Source organism: Thiomicrolovo sp. ZZH C-3 (genome assembly GCF_054862725.1).
On sequence record NZ_JBTKXX010000001.1, the window covers coordinates 751,788 to 765,711 of the forward strand.

Genomic DNA, 13,924 nt, shown 5'->3' on the forward strand with positions numbered 1-13,924 from the left:
TACTCGACTGACCGCAAAAACATTTTGTGAAAAAGCTGTTAAGTTCTATTTTTAATCAATATGCTCCATCGTAAACAGTTTTAGTGTTCAGAAAATAATAAGATTTGTGTATAAAATACATACAATTTTCTGCTACCAAGAACAAAATATAAGCGCTAGAATTTTCCAGGTTGATCGGACCGTGGTAGCGCTTACAGCACCGCTGGACAGAAGGACCACGCCCTTGCCGATGCCGCTCTCCGTGAAGGGCAGCAGCGTCGGGAAGCGGCTTCGATCAACAACACGATAAGGAGATATCCAATGGCCTATTTGGCTCCAAGCGAATTTGTAACAAAAATGGTCGATTCGGGAGAATCGAAAGTCTATATGTCCACAAAGGACACCCTCATCCGCGCCTATATGGCGGGGGCTATCCTGGCACTGGCAGCGGTCTTCGCCGTCACGGTCGCAATGAAAACTGGCTCACCGCTGGTCGGCGCGATGCTCTTCCCGGTCGGCTTCATTATGCTCTACCTCATGAGCTTTGACCTGCTCACAGGTGTTTTCGTTCTCGTCCCGCTGGCATGGCTGGATAAACGTCCGGGCGTTTCGGTTGCCCAGATACTGCGTAACTGGGGCTTTGTGGCACTGGGGAACCTGATGGGCGCCCTGACGGTCGCGTTTATGATGGCCTTTATTTTTACATACGGTTTTGACACGGACGGCGGCGAGATCGCCAAGAAAGTGGCGGGCATCGGTGAAGCGCGTACGCTGGGGTACCAGTCCCACGGTGTTTCCGGCTGGTTTACGGTTTTTGTCCGCGGGATGCTCTGTAACTGGATGGTCTCCATGGGTGTCGTCGGCGCGATGATCTCCACGACGGTCAGCGGCAAGTTCCTGGCGATGTGGATGCCGGTTATGCTCTTCTTCTTCATGGGCTTCGAGCACTCCATCGTCAACATGTTCCTGTTCCCGTTCTCCCTGATCATGGGCGGTAACTTCACCATCTCTGACTACATCCTCTGGAACGAGGTTCCGGTTGCACTGGGTAACCTGGTCGGCGGTCTGGCGTTTACGGGTCTGACGCTCTACGCGACACACGTCAGAACAAGCCCGAAACGTACGCTGGGGTAACCCGGCACTTGCGGCTCCGGCCGTATCCATTCAATAACAAAAAGGAAATATTTTTTATGACAAAGCTTGAAATGACTGAAACGATTATGGCGGCGAAAAAAAGCAGCGGTCTGGGCTGGGAGGCGATCTCGGAGCAGGTCGGTCTCGGTTCCGTGTTCCTGACTTCGGCGTGCCTCGGCATGAACAGCCTGAAGCCCGAGCCGGCAGACAAACTGTGTGAAGTCCTGGGGCTGGATGCCGCGGTCTCCGAAGCGCTGCAGGAGTTCCCGAACAAAAAGTGGGATCAGACCGTTCCGACCGACCCGCTCATCTACCGCCTCTATGAAGTCGTCGGCGTCTACGGCGAAACGATCAAGGAGATCGTCGGCGAGAAGTTCGGCGACGGCATTATGAGTGCGATCGATTTCTCCATGGACATCGACAAAGAGGAGAATCCGGCGGGTGACCGCGTCGTGATCACCATGAACGGCAAATTCCTGCCCTACAAGTCGTGGTAACACGACTTTTTTTGAGCACTGCCGCGGTGGCGGCCGTGTTCAAAAGGAGTCTGACAAAGATGATCAAGCGATGAATACAGCCGTGAAACTCACCGTCGGCAGCCACACCGACAAAGGGCGCAAACCCCTGAACCAGGACTTTCACGATCTGCGCATCCCCGACGACACGCTGCTCTGCACCAAGGGCGCGGCCGCGGCGCTGGCCGATGGCATCAGCAGCAGCGAGGTGAGCCAGATCGCCAGCCAGGTCGCCGTCGTCTCCTTTCTGGAGGATTACTTCAGCACCCCGGAGACCTGGTCGGTCGGCCGGGCGGCCCGGCAGGTGCTCAAGGCGACGAACTCCTGGCTTTACGCCCAGACCAGGCGGGGGCCGGAGCGTTTCGATATGGACAAAGGGTACGTCTGCACTTTCAGCGCACTGGTGCTGCGGGGGCGAAGCGTGCACCTTTTTCATATCGGCGACGCGCGGATCTACCGGCTCCGCGACGGGGTACTGGAGCAGCAGACCGAGGATCACCGCCTGCGGATCTCGCAGAACGAGAGCTATCTCAGCCGGGCGATGGGAATGGACTCGCAGCTCATGATCGACCATGCCGTGCTGAGTGCGGAAGCGGGGGATGTCTTTTTCCTGATGACCGACGGGGTCTACGAGCATATCCGTGACGAGGATATCCTGCAAACGCTGCAGGGGTGCGGCGACGATTACGACGCTGCGGCGGAGGCACTGGTCAACCGGGCACTGGAAAACGGCAGCGAGGACAACCTGACGCTGATGCTCCTGCGCATTGACGCCCTGCCGGAACAGGCGATCGACGAGCGCTACAAGGAGGTGATCGAAAAGCCCTTCGCGCCGCTGCTCGAACCCCGCTCGGAGTTTGACGGCTACCGTATCGTCCGTACGCTCAGCAGGACAAGCCGCAGCCATGTCTACCTCGCCGTCGATACGCAGACCGAGGCACCCGTGGTACTCAAGACCCTCGCGACGGAGCTGCAGCACGACCGCACGCAGGTGGAGCGGTTCCTGACCGAGGAGTGGATCGCCCGCCGGGTCAGCAACGCCCATCTGCTCAAGGCCTACCCGCAGCAGCGCCCGCGTGCCTACCTCTACACCGTGACCGAGTATGTGGAGGGGCAGTCGCTGGCGCAATGGATGACGGACAACCCCCGTCCCGACCTTGAGACGGTCCGGCGCTTTGCCGAACAGATCGCGCGGGGGCTGCTCGCGCTGCACCGCCGCGAGATGGTGCACCAGGATCTGCGCCCGGAAAACATCCTGATCGACGCCACGGGGACCCTCAAGATCATTGATTTCGGGTCGGTAAAGATCGAGGGAATCCAGGAGACGGTACCGGAGCGCGAAGGGACGCAGATGCCCGGTACGGCGCATTACTCGGCCCCGGAGTATTTCCTGGGCGGCGCAGGCACACCGCGTTCGGACCTCTATTCGCTGGCGGCGATCCTCTACCGGATGCTCTCGGGCAGCTCCCCCTACGGACTCAACGTGGCGCGGACCAAACAGCGCTCCGAGCAGAAGAAGCTCAAATACGTTCCGCTCGCGACCGAGGGAAGCGGCGTGCCGGTCTGGTTTGACGAAGCGCTGCGCAAGGCGCTCGACCCGGACCCGGAGCGCCGCTACGAGGATGTCGCCGAGTTCGTCTACGACCTGCGCCATCCCAACCGGGCCTTTTTGAATAAAAGCAGACCGCCGCTGATTGAACGCGATCCCGTCCGTTTCTGGCAGGGGCTTTCCCTCCTGCTCGGATTCGCCCTCGTCATGGTGGCGGCGCAGTGCCTGGGCGGGTGAAGGCCACTAGGGTACTTCTGGGGAGTTCCGCCCACGCTGCGCGGAATTTCCCAGAGGTATAACCTCACACGAATAACTAAAGGAATAACTATATGAAAAAATGGATGATATCCCTGGCGGCGGCGCCGTTAATGATTACAGCGATGAATACGGCGGCGGCAGCCGAAGAGAGCATTACGATTTTGGACGATATGAAGATGAGCGGGGAGATCCGCCCGCGCTACGAGATGGCGGACGTGAAGGACAACGGCCTCGATACGGCCAACGCCTTCACGGCCCGTACACGCCTCGCGGTCGAAGGGACCCTCCTCGGCCTCGAGGGGCTCACTGCCAAAGTGGGGATGACCTCGGTCAACAACTTCGGCTACAACGACTACGCGCCGCAGGATGCGACGTATGACCTGATCCTCGACCCGCAGCAGGCGATCCTGACCGAGGGTTACCTGGCTTATACGGCGGCGGACACGACCCTGCTCGCGGGGCGCTCATTCGTCAACCTCGACGACCAGCGCTTCGTGGGGACCGTCGGCTGGCGCCAGATGGAGCGTGCCTACGATACGGTGACGGTCGTGAACAAGTCCGTCGAAGGGCTGACGCTGCTGGGGGCGTGGGTCTATGGCTACCAGGGGGTCAACACGAACCCGACGACCGATACGGGTTCGGCGCTGCTCAACGTCAATTACAAGGTGGCGGATGCACTCACCGTCACGCTCTTTGACTATATGCTCGCCGATATCCACGACACCTACGGTATCCGCGTCAACGGCGTCGTACCGATGGAGGGGATCAAGTTCGATTACGCCGCCTCCTATGCAATGCAGACGGACGCGACGCTTGACTATGCCCTGGATACGGCGCCGGAGATCGACGCCTCCTACTATGACATCGCCCTCGGTGCGAACATCTCCGGCATCATCGCCGGGGCGGAGTACGAAGTGCTCGGCGACGCCTCCGGCAGCAGCACCAAAGGGTTCACGACCCCGCTGGCGACCCTGCACAAGTTCCAAGGGTGGGCGGACGTCTTTCTGGGGCGTACGGCAGGCAGCAACAACGCCGGTCTGGCGGACCTGAGCGGCAAGCTCGGCTATGCCGCCCCGGGCTTCGGGAAAGTCCTGGGGGTCTACCACAAGTTTGACGCGCTCTCCGGTGCGAACAAGGATCTCGGAAGCGAGTTTGACGTGCTCTATGCCAACAAGGTTCCGGGTGTCAAGGACCTCGCGTTCCTGGCGAAAGCGGCCTTCTATTCCAAGGGCGACACCGGCAACGACGTGACCAAAGCCTGGCTCCAGCTCGACTACAAGTTCGCAACGAAGTAAACCCACAGGCACGGCGCCGGAATGGCGTGCGTGTCTTTTAGATGACAAAGGAGTATCATCATGAGTCTGTCCAAAGAGACGATCGAGATCATCAAGGCGACGGCGAAGCCCGTTGCGGAAAATGCCGAAGCGATCACGGCGCGGATGTACGAAATCCTTTTCGAGCATTACCCGGAGACGAAGGCGCTGTTCAAAGAGGCGTCGCCGGACCAGCACAAGAAGCTGGCCGCGGCGGTCGCTGCCTATGCGGCCAACATCGAAAAGCTGGAGCTGCTCGGAGAAGCCCTCGAGAAGATGGCGCAGTCGCATGTCCGTGCCGGCGTGCAGCCCGAACACTACCCCGTCGTCGGGGTGTCGCTGCTCACCGCCGTCAAAGAAGTGCTTGGCGACGCGGCGACGGATGAAGTGCTGAGCGCCTGGAAAGAGGCCTATTTTTTCCTCGGCGATCTGCTGATCGCCCGTGAACAGGCCCTGTACGCCGCGGCGTAAAGGACTACGTTCTCCTCAGGCGGACAAACTTCTCCGCCTCCATCACTACAACCAGCCCCAGCGCGAAAATCAGCAGTTCCACCCACACCTCCAATGACACCGGTTCCAGTGACAGCAGATGCTGCATCCATGGCAGCTGCATCGCGGCGATATGTACGGCCTGCGCTGCCACGATCGACAGCGGCAGCAGCAGGTTCTTGAAGTGGCTGATCGTGAAGAGGTAGCGCGTCTCACTCCGGCTGTTGAAGGCGTGCAGGTTCTCAAAAAGTACCATCAGCAGCAGGGTGTCGTTGCGGGCGGATTCCACCGGAACGCCCTGCGCGAGCAGGGTATAAAAGAGCCCGAAACCGATCAAGCCCATATAGGCCGCCCCCAGGACGATACGCCGGATCATAAGCCTATTGAAGATGGGCTCTTTGGGGGGACGGGGGCCGCGTTTGAGCACATGGGGTTCGGCGGGCTCCAGCCCCAGGGCGACATCCTGGATGCCGTTGGTGACGAGGTTGAGCCAGAGCAGGTGGATGGGCAGCAGCGGCACGGGGGTCGCAAAGGCGAGGGAGAGCAGCACCAGGATGATCTCTGCCAGCCCGGTGGAGATGAGCAGGTGGACGACTTTGCGGATATTGTCGTAGGCGCGGCGCCCCTCCTCGATGCCGCCCACGATGGAGGTAAAGGCATCGTCGGTGAGGATCAGGTCGGCGCTCTCCTTGGCGACGTCCGTGCCGCTCTTCCCCATCGCGATCCCGATGTGCGCGCTTTTGAGCGCCGGGGCGTCGTTGACGCCGTCCCCGGTCACGGCGACATAGTGCCCGAGGCTCTGGAAGGCGCGGACGATCTGCAGCTTCTGTTCGGGCGATACCCGCGCAAAGACGCGGATGCCGGCGAGGGCCTGCGGATCGGCCCCGTTCTCGTACCAGTGGCTGAGGGCTTCGCCGTCGATCACCTGGGTCGCATCCTGCGCCATCTGCAGCTGCCTGGCGATGTGCAGCGCCGTTGCGGGGTGGTCGCCCGTGACCATCGCGACCGTGATGCCCGCTTCGCGGCAGTGGGCCACGGCCGTTTCAACCCCGTCGCGCAGGGGGTCGGTAATGGCGGCCAGGGCGGCCCATTCAAACTGCTTTGCGTCGATGGCCACCTGCAGGTTCGGGAGAGCCGGTTCGGCATAGGCGACCCCGATGAGGCGGTACCCCTCCCGGGCCAGGCGCTCCACCCGCGCCAGCAGCGCGTCGTGCTCCGCCCGGTCGATGCGGCAGGCCGCCAGGATCACCTCGGGCGAGCCCTTGACCGCCGCGAAGTATCCCCGCTCCGTTTCGATGACGGCACCGGAGAACTTCTGGGAGGGTTCGTAGGGGAGCAGATCGCTCTTGGGATGTTCGAGCAGTTCGGCCAGGCCGGCGTTCTGCCGGTGCGCATACCGTACCAGTGCCACGTCGACCTGGTCGCCGCCGAATCGCCCCTCGCGGTTGCGGTAGGCTTCGTTGGCAACGACGATCGCCTCGAGGGCTTTGTCACCGTCCGCGTCGATCTCGAACGATTCGACGCTGAGCCGGTTCTGGGTCAGCGTCCCCGTCTTGTCGGTGGCGATGAAGGTACACGAGCCCAGGGTCTCTATCGCCGGGAGTTTGCGCACGATGACGCTGCGGCGGGACATGGCGACCGCCGCCGAGGCGAGGGCGACCGTGATGGCGACGGGCAGCCCTTCGGGCACGGCGGAGACGAAGAGGGCGACGGTCAGGAAGAAGATCTCCAGCAGCGGCGTCCCCCGGAAGAGCGACAGGGCAATGATCAGCAGCGAAATGACGCCGACGGCGGCCGCGATCTTGAGGGAAAAAGCCTCCAGGCGTGCGATGAGGGGGACCTTGACGGCGGATTTGCCGATGAGGAGCTCGGCGATCCGCCCGATCTGGGTATGCAGGCCGACGGCGCAGACGATGCCCCTGGCCCGCCCGCTGGTGATGTAGGTCCCGGCAAAGAGCATGTTGCTGCGGTCGCCGAGGGGGAGGTCCGGGTCGTCGAAACGGGTTTCCGCATCTTTGGCGACCTCCATCGATTCGCCGGTCAGCAGCGATTCGTCGGCGGAGAGGTGGTAGGTGTGGATGAGCCGGAGGTCGGCCGGGACCTTATCCCCGCTCTCGATGACCACGATGTCGCCGAGGGCGAGGCCTGTAGCGTCGATCAGCTCCTCTTTGCCGTCGCGCAGCACCTTCGCCAGGGTCTTGACACTGTGGGTGAGGGCATGGGCCTGCTGGTCGGCGCTGTGTTCGAGCGCCGTCCCGATGGCGGCGTTGATGACCAATACGGCAAGGATAAACCCGGCATCGAGCACTTCGCCGATGCCGAAACTGATCAGTGCGGCGATCAGGAGGATGAGGATGATGGGGTTCTTGAATTGCGAAAGGATGATGTGCAGCAGCGGGGTCGGCGGGGCGACGGGGAGGGCGTTCGGCCCGTCGCGTTTCAGGCGCGCTTCGGCCTCGGCACTGCTCAGCCCGCTGCCGCTGCTGTCAAAATGTCTGAAGGTGGTATCGATCCCCAGGGTGTGATGCGCGTCGAATTCCATACCCTATTGTATCAGGCATCGTGCGCATCGGTAAAGGGGCGTTTATCAGCCGTTGTTGCGGTTGAAAAAGGCGAGGCCGAGGGCGACGACGATCAGCACGCCGAAGGTGATCCCCCAGATGAGAAGATTGATATCCCCGTCGAGGGGCGGATTGTCCGGATTCATGATTGCTCGCTTTCATCCCGGGTCAGGTAGATCCAGTAATCCTGGTAGCTGTAACCCCGGTTGAGAAAATAGAGTTGCAAAACGGCGACGCGGTAGAGCGTCAGCGCCATCTTGGCGAAGGGGACGGCGAGGCTGAGCCCCGAGAGCCATCCCTGCTGCTTTTTTCCGCGGATCTCCTGCATTGTCTCGATGCCGATGTTCTGCATGAGGTACCAGCCGAAAAGAAAAGAGAAAATGAAGTTCGCCACCACCCCGAGAAGGGCGAGGGCAAGGAGGTCCTGTTCGAAAAGACCGAAGAGCACCGCTTAGGCGTTTTCGATAGCGTCTTGGAGGATTTTGGTCGCAGCGGCTTTGTTCTGGTAGTCTTTGACCTTGACCCATTTGCCCGGCTCGAGCGCCTTGTAGGTTTCGAAGAAGTTCTTGATCTTCGCCAGGGTGTGCTTCGGCAGGTCGTCGATATCCTGGATCTCTTCGTACGTCGGGTCGATCTTGGAGACCGGTACGGCCAGCAGTTTCTCGTCGATACCGCTCTCGTCTTCCATGATCAGAACACCGATCAGGCGGCAGTTCACGACGGAACCGGCCTGCATCGGGTACTCGGTCAGAACGAGGACGTCAGCCGGGTCGCCGTCTTGTGAAAGGGTCTTGTTGACGAAGCCGTAGTTGGCCGGGTAGTACATCGCAGAGTGCATGACGCGGTCGACGACGACGGCGCCGCTCTCTTTTTCGATTTCATACTTGATGTTGGACCCGTAGGGGATCTCGATCACCGCTTTGACTTTGTCCGGGTTTTCTCCGTAACCGATTTTGCTCAAATCCATAGCGTTCTCCAAAAATATTTGGCGTGATTGTAGCAAAGCCGACCTCTGAAATCCCTGTAGTGCTTCAAAATAGATGGCGGCGTATGGTAACAGTCCTGGCTTAGGGGAATGGGATTTTGCGGTTATATCATACGCTTTTTATCTTCTTTTCTATACTATAGGCCGAGTATTTTTTATGAAGGCGCAGGCTTTCGAAACTAAAAATAAGGGTAGATCATGGAAGTGAACCTCGTCGTCGAGGGATTAAAGTTCATGGTGCTCGGAATGGGCATCGTCTTTTTGTTCCTCGTACTGTTGATTTTCGCGATGAACGTGATGTCAAAGATCATTCACCGCTTTTTCCCGGAACCGCAGGCGGCAGAGTCGGGAAAGTCCGCTCCGGCAGCGGCGGATAAACTGAAGAAGGTGGCGGCGATTGCCGCGGCTATTCACCACCATAACACTAAGTAAGGATTGGCATGGCGAAAAAATTCATTGACGTGATGGATACGACGTTCCGCGACGGATTTCAGTCCGTTTTCGGCGGACGGGTACTGCTGAACGACTTCCTGCCGGCAGTCGAAGCGGCAAAAGAGGCGGGGATCACCCACTTCGAGTTCGGCGGGGGCGCACGCTTCCAGGTGCCTTATTTCTACCTCAACGAGAACGCTTTTGACAACATGGACAAGTTCCGCGAGATCGTCGGGCCTGATGCCAACCTGCAGACGCTGGCCCGCGGGGTCAACACGGTTATGCTCGACACGGGCAGCCGCGAATTGGTCGACCTGCACGCGAAGATGTTCAAAAAGCACGGCACGACAACGATCCGTAACTTCGATGCCCTCAACGACGTCAACAACCTCATTGACAGCGGCCGCAGCATTGTCAACCACGGTCTGAAGCACGAAGTCGTCGTCACGATGATGGATCTCCCCCCGGGATGCCAAGGGGCCCATACGGTTGATTTCTACGAGAAGATCCTCCGTGACATCCTCGATGCCGAGATCCCGTATGATTCCGTCTGTTTCAAAGACGCCACCGGTACCGCCAATCCGCAGAAAGTCTACGAGACGATCAAAATGGCACGCAGACTGCTGCCGGAAGGGACGCATATCCGCCTGCACACGCAGGAGACTGCGGGTATCAGCGTTGCGCAGAACCTCGCGGCCCTCGAAGCGGGCGCCGACGGTATCGACGCCGCGGCACACCCGGTCTCCGGCGGTACGAGCCAGCCGGACCTGCTGGTGATGATGCATGCCATCAAAGGCAAGGATTACGATTTCGGTTTTGATTTCGAAAAGATCCTCAAATACGAAGCGACCCTCAAAGAGTGCCTGGCGGATTACTTCATCCCGCCGGAAGCGACCATGGTCGAACCGCTGATCCAGTTCTCACCGATGCCGGGCGGCGCGCTGACGGCGAATACGCAGATGCTGCGCGACAACAACATGATGGACAAGTTCCACGATGCGATCCTCGCCATGCGCGAAGTCGTCGAGAAGGGTGGCTACGGCACCTCCGTCACCCCGGTATCGCAGTTTTACTTCCAGCAGGCGCTCAACAATACCCTGATGGGACCGTGGAAGAAGATCGCACCGGGTTACGGCCGGATGGTCCTGGGCTACTTCGGCAAGACACCGGTGGCACCGGACGAAGCGGTCGTCAAGATCGCCGCGGAGCAGCTCGGACTCGAGCCGACCACGGAAAAAGCGATCGACCTTGCCGACAAAGACGAGAAGAAATCCGTCGCCTTCTGGACCAAGCGTCTTGAAGAAGAGGGGATCGAAACCACTGAAGAGAACATCTTCATCGCGGCAGCCTGCGATGAAAAAGGGATCACCTTCCTTAAAGGTGAAGCGGAAGTCAACGTCCGCAAACTTTCCGAAATGCAAAACGAAAAAGAGGAGTGCACAGGTATGGGTTCAGGAAACTACACAGTCGTCGTCGACGGTCAGAAATTCAGCGTTCAGGTCGCCGAGGGCGATGCAGATATCCAGGTGACAGCGGTTCAGGGCGAAGCGGTAGCGGCGCCTGCAGCAGCATCCGGTGAGGGGGAAGAGATCAAGGCACTCCTTCCGGGCAACGTCTGGAAAGTCGTGGCCAACCCGGGCCAGAGCGTGGCAGAAGGCGAAAAGATCATGATCCTCGAATCCATGAAAATGGAGATCGATGTCGTGGCACCGCGCGGCGGCGTCATCAAGTCCATCAACGTTAACGTCAACGATAAGGTCGTCGAAGGCCAGGTTGTCGCGGTAATCGGATAAGCGGATGAGAGCGCTGTTTATCAAACTGCTGCTGGCACTGTCACTGTTCGGCGCCGTGTCGGCGTCGGCATCCGATGCCCATGCCGCGCATGAGGCGCCGGCGGTGGAGCAGAAGGCGTACGAGTCGCAAAGCATCGGCCACCTGTTGGTCAACTTTGCCAAATCGACCGGGGTCTATGCGATCCTCTTTCCCGATCCGGACGAGATGAGCGCCGTCGGCAAACCGATGAGCGATTTCCACAAAGGGTGGGGACGTGTCATTATGATCCTGGTCGCCTTTGTGCTCTTCTACCTGGCGATCGCCAAAGGGTTTGAACCGCTGCTGCTTCTGCCGATCGGTTTCGGGGGGCTGCTCTCGAACATTCCGGTCGCCGACATCGCGGGGCCGCACGGTTTCCTGGGTGTTATTTACCAGGCGGGGCTTGCGAACGAGCTCTTCCCGATTATCATCTTTATGGGCGTCGGGGCGATGACCGACTTCGGTCCGCTGCTCTCGAATCCGAAAACGGCGCTGCTCGGCGGCGCCGCGCAGTTCGGGATCTTCGGGACCCTCGTCGGGGCGGTTGCGCTGTCACAGTATACGGACCTCTTTGACTTTACGCTCCAGCAGGCTTCCGCCATCTCCATCATCGGCGGTGCGGACGGCCCGACGTCGATCTATATTGCCACGAAGCTGGCACCGGAGCTGCTGGGGGCGATCGCGGTCGCGTCGTATTCATACATGGCGCTGGTGCCGATCATCCAGCCGCCGATCATGAAGGCGCTGACCAACGCCAAAGAGCGCAAGATCAAGATGACGACCCTGCGCCACGTCAGCCGGATGGAAAAACTGATCTTCCCGATCCTGGTTCTCGTCCTGGCGATCCTGGTCCTGCCGGATTCCACGCCGCTGATCGGTGCCTTTGCGTTCGGGAACTTCCTCAAAGAGTCCGGCGTCGTCGAGCGTCTCTCTGACACACTGCAAAACGCACTGATCAACATCGTCACGATCTTCCTCGGGCTCGGTGTCGGTTCCAAGCTGGCAGCGGACCAGTTCCTCGTCGCCGACACGCTGGCGATCCTGGCCCTGGGCCTGGTCGCCTTCTCCGTCGGTACGGCCGCCGGGGTCATCATGGCGAAGATCATGAACCTCTTCCCGGGCACGAAGATCAACCCGCTTATCGGTTCGGCGGGAGTTTCCGCGGTGCCGATGGCCGCGCGTGTCTCCAACAAAGTCGGTATGGAATATGACCGCACCAACATGCTGCTCATGCACGCGATGGGCCCGAATGTCGCGGGTGTCATCGGCTCCGCCGTCGCCGCGGGTGTCATGATCAGTATCTTCGCGTAAGCGCAGAAATACCTTCGCTTTCCGGGGTTACCCGGAACAGCTTCTTCTCTAAACAATACCTGATTTTTTACAGTGTCATTGGCAGATCAGCGCCGCATCAGATAGGCATCGCACCCGTCTTTGTAAAACCCCGTGAGTGTTTTGACGGTTTCGAAGCCGAAACGTTTATAGAGCGCGATGGCGGCGACGTTGTCACAGCGGACTTCGAGGACACAGTGTGTGAAACCGTGTGCATCCAGATCGGTCAGCATCCGTTCCATCAACGCCGACGCAATGCCCATGTTGCGATAGACCGGGGCAATACCGAGGGAGTAGAGCTTCGGTTCGCGCCGCCGCACCAAAGCGAGGATATAACCGGCGATCTCCCCGTTGTCGCTCTGTGCGACGAGCAGCAGGCTGTGGCGGATGTGGTAGTAGAACACACGCCGGGTCAGGGGGTAGTTCTCCGCAGAAAAGAGCGTGCGTTCAAGCTGTTCTAGTGCCGCGGCATCGGCGGCAACGGCGGCTCTTATCGTCATTTCTGGTAGATGGTATATTTGGGGACGAGCTTGAACGGGCGGTAGGACATCTTCACCTTCTTGAGGTTTTCAAAGCCCATGTCGTCGCCGACGTTGATATAGACGATGCCGTACCGCTCCTTGAGCAGTTTGGAGAACTCGCGGAAGATGAACTGGGCGCACCCCATCACTTCGAAATCGGTCTTTTCGATGATGACGCAGGCCGTATCGCCGCTGATGCGTTCGCCCGCCGTAAAGCCTTTGATCTCCCCGTCGATGTAGATGACGAGGCCGAGCAGTCCCAGTTCCCTGTAATGCTTGAGCATCCGTTTGACGGCGTGGCGCTCCTGGTGGATCCCCTCGAGAAAGAGCTCCGCTTCCTCCCCGGGCATGTATTTGACCCGGTCCGAGACCCATTTGTTGAATAGCGCCATGATCCCCTCATAGTGCTTTTCACTGTCAAGTTCCTCGAGGTAGGTGTTCGGGTAGGAGTTGCGGAAACGGTTGATCTCGGTACGCTTCGTATGGTAGCTGTTGCCGCGCAGCTCTATGAGTTTGTCGGCCTCGTAGACATAATCGACGAGCTTTTTCTCGATGATGTAGTGTTCAAGCATTTCGAACATACTCTGGGCTTCGTCCTCGCTCTGGACGAACTCGGTGAGCGTCGACGCCTGGACATAGTCAATACGGGCGTAATAGGGCGATGAGTTGTTCGCATTCATGATCTCGAAACACTGTACGATCGCCTTGTCGACGTTCTTTTTCTTCCCGATGGGTGGCAGCAGCATCGTCAGCTCCCCTCCCGTGATGACAAAGAGACAGAAACATTTGTTGATGACGGCGTAGAATCCGCTGCTGTTTCCCAGCCAGATGTAGTTGGCGGCAAAGGTGTAGTCGCTGATGTCGACGTCGATTTTACGCAAGTACTTTTCCAGCACAGGTTTGGCTTTGAGGCTGAGGGGCTTGAGCTCCTGTTTATTGATGACGAGGTTCGCCATGGGGTTAGGGTGTCCTTTGACGGAGAGATGACGGCGGAATTTTACTCCGCTTTTCGCTTTTTGCATCCGGGAATTTTTTGCAGCTGTCAAA

General features: G+C 59.2%; 13 protein-coding genes. 8 read left to right on the forward strand and 5 right to left on the reverse strand.

The window, feature by feature from the left end:
• The first annotated feature begins 300 nt into the window (after nt 1-300).
• The 5 genes from ACXWTF_RS03810 (at nt 301) to ACXWTF_RS03830 (ending at nt 5,219) form a co-directional block, all read left to right on the forward strand.
• Complete coding sequence (locus tag ACXWTF_RS03810) at nt 301-1,113, forward strand: formate/nitrite transporter family protein (protein ID WP_461713683.1); 813 nt, start codon at nt 301-303, stop codon at nt 1,111-1,113.
• A gap of 56 nt (nt 1,114-1,169) precedes the next feature.
• Complete coding sequence (cynS, locus tag ACXWTF_RS03815) at nt 1,170-1,610, forward strand: cyanase (protein WP_461713684.1); 441 nt, start codon at nt 1,170-1,172, stop codon at nt 1,608-1,610.
• Nucleotides 1,611-1,680: 70 nt separating this feature from the next.
• Nucleotides 1,681-3,414 carry a protein kinase domain-containing protein gene (locus tag ACXWTF_RS03820; protein WP_461713685.1) on the forward strand — a complete coding sequence of 578 codons (1,734 nt, stop codon included), beginning with the start codon at nt 1,681-1,683 and terminating at the stop codon, nt 3,412-3,414.
• Nucleotides 3,415-3,506: 92 nt separating this feature from the next.
• Entirely contained in the window at nt 3,507-4,730 is a 1,224-nt protein-coding gene (locus tag ACXWTF_RS03825) for a hypothetical protein (protein ID WP_461713686.1), read from the forward strand.
• A 60-nt stretch (nt 4,731-4,790) separates the two neighbouring features.
• On the forward strand, nt 4,791-5,219 hold the full coding sequence (locus ACXWTF_RS03830; protein WP_461713687.1) for a globin domain-containing protein: 429 nt from the start codon (nt 4,791-4,793) through the stop codon (nt 5,217-5,219).
• 4 nt (nt 5,220-5,223) lie between these two features.
• Here the strand turns inward: ACXWTF_RS03830 and ACXWTF_RS03835 are convergent, their stop codons facing one another.
• The 3 genes from ACXWTF_RS03835 to ppa all read right to left on the reverse strand — a co-directional run bounded on the left by ACXWTF_RS03835 (nt 5,224) and on the right by ppa (nt 8,765).
• Nucleotides 5,224-7,779 (reverse strand): cation-translocating P-type ATPase, encoded by a 2,556-nt coding sequence (locus tag ACXWTF_RS03835; RefSeq protein ID WP_461713688.1) that lies wholly within the window; start codon nt 7,777-7,779, stop codon nt 5,224-5,226.
• Between the two features lie 161 nt (nt 7,780-7,940).
• Entirely contained in the window at nt 7,941-8,246 is a 306-nt protein-coding gene (locus tag ACXWTF_RS03840; protein ID WP_461713689.1) for a hypothetical protein, read from the reverse strand.
• A 3-nt stretch (nt 8,247-8,249) separates the two neighbouring features.
• The gene (gene ppa, locus ACXWTF_RS03845) at nt 8,250-8,765 is read right to left on the reverse strand and encodes an inorganic diphosphatase (RefSeq protein WP_461713690.1); all 516 of its coding nucleotides are present in this window, start codon (nt 8,763-8,765) and stop codon (nt 8,250-8,252) included.
• Between the two features lie 216 nt (nt 8,766-8,981).
• Here ppa and ACXWTF_RS03850 point away from each other — a divergent pair, with 216 nt between their 5' ends.
• The 3 genes from ACXWTF_RS03850 to ACXWTF_RS03860 are packed head-to-tail and all read left to right on the forward strand — an operon-like array spanning nt 8,982 to nt 12,338.
• The gene (locus tag ACXWTF_RS03850; RefSeq protein ID WP_461713691.1) at nt 8,982-9,215 is read left to right on the forward strand and encodes an OadG family protein; all 234 of its coding nucleotides are present in this window, start codon (nt 8,982-8,984) and stop codon (nt 9,213-9,215) included.
• Between the two features lie 8 nt (nt 9,216-9,223).
• On the forward strand, nt 9,224-11,008 hold the full coding sequence (locus tag ACXWTF_RS03855; RefSeq protein ID WP_461713692.1) for a biotin/lipoyl-containing protein: 1,785 nt from the start codon (nt 9,224-9,226) through the stop codon (nt 11,006-11,008).
• Between the two features lie 4 nt (nt 11,009-11,012).
• Entirely contained in the window at nt 11,013-12,338 is a 1,326-nt protein-coding gene (locus ACXWTF_RS03860; protein WP_461713693.1) for a sodium ion-translocating decarboxylase subunit beta, read from the forward strand.
• Nucleotides 12,339-12,424: 86 nt separating this feature from the next.
• On the opposite strand, the gene rimI is transcribed toward ACXWTF_RS03860, so the two are convergent.
• A complete protein-coding gene (gene rimI / locus ACXWTF_RS03865; RefSeq protein WP_461713694.1) occupies nt 12,425-12,856 on the reverse strand; it encodes a ribosomal protein S18-alanine N-acetyltransferase in 432 nt (143 codons plus the stop codon).
• The gene (locus ACXWTF_RS03870; RefSeq protein WP_461714566.1) at nt 12,853-13,833 is read right to left on the reverse strand and encodes a DUF2156 domain-containing protein; all 981 of its coding nucleotides are present in this window, start codon (nt 13,831-13,833) and stop codon (nt 12,853-12,855) included. Before ACXWTF_RS03870 ends, rimI begins: the two co-directional genes overlap by 4 nt.
• Nucleotides 13,834-13,924: the final 91 nt, after the last annotated feature.